Origin of the sequence: Vibrio rotiferianus CAIM 577 = LMG 21460, assembly GCF_002741985.1 — a bacterium.
Classification (GTDB): domain Bacteria; phylum Pseudomonadota; class Gammaproteobacteria; order Enterobacterales; family Vibrionaceae; genus Vibrio; species Vibrio rotiferianus.
The window spans coordinates 1-957 of record NZ_APHW01000058.1 but is presented as its reverse complement, the minus strand read 5'-3'; the positions used below and the strand labels follow the sequence as shown (position 1 = coordinate 957).

Below are 957 nucleotides of genomic sequence, written 5' to 3'. Positions count from 1 at the left end.
ACATTAAACGGCTTTGTTGCTCGTAAATTGACTAACCAATCTCCAAACACTTTTCCTGTTGTTTCTATCCTAGATAGCACGGACCTCGCTCCATGTATAAATAGAGCGCGAAGGTGTTTGTTCCCTCGTTTACTCATGCCTAATAACTTTGATTTGCCACCCGTTGAATACTGCCTTGGAACGAGTCCTAGCCATGCCGCCATCTCGCGACCTCCACCAAAGTTTGAAGGAGAACTGATATTGGCCACACACAACGTTGCTGTTAAATCACCAATACCAGGAATACTCTTCAAAAGTTCGGCATTTTCATTATTTTCAGTAATCGCTTTCAGTTTTCTATCTTGAGTAGATACTTTCTCATTTAGGTATTTATAGTGCTCATGAATCGAGAGCAACTCAGCGACCAGACTCGGTGGTAGCTTTATATCTTGCTCGGCCAACCACTGAAATAGCGTTTTCATCTTGGCATGGCCTTTCGGAAAACTCAGCCCAAACTCAAGTAGTATTGCTCCAATTCGGCTCATACAAGCCGTTCGCTCTTTGATATAACCATCTCTCACTCGATGGATAGCTGCGATTACTTGAGCTTCCTCTGACTTGGCAGAAACAAACCTCATGCTTGGTCGACTCGCGGCTTCTGCTATCGCAGCCGCATCAATAAAGTCGTTTTTGTTACCTTTGACGTAAGGTTTTACATATTGAGGAGGGATAAGTCGAACTCGATGCCCATAGGCTTCACACTTTCTCGCAAGCCAGTGAGCACCACCACAGGCTTCAAAAGCGATGATGGTAGGTTCAAGTACAGATAAGAAACGGAGTAGTTGGCTTCGACTAAACTTACGGCGAATAACGTCTTTGCCAGTGTGATTGTTGCCAACCGCATGAAAGCAGTGCTTGCCTAAATCGATACCTAAGATGTGAATGGTAGACATATGGTTCACCTCGTTCTGAGAGCCT

General features: G+C 44.5%; 1 protein-coding gene. It reads right to left on the bottom strand.

Annotated features, from left to right (window positions below; translation table 11 throughout):
• Nucleotides 1–932 (bottom strand): IS110 family RNA-guided transposase (locus B853_RS15825; RefSeq protein ID WP_211285376.1); only part of this gene is annotated, 932 nt, incomplete at its 3' end.
• Between the last annotated feature and the right edge of the window lie 25 nt (nt 933–957).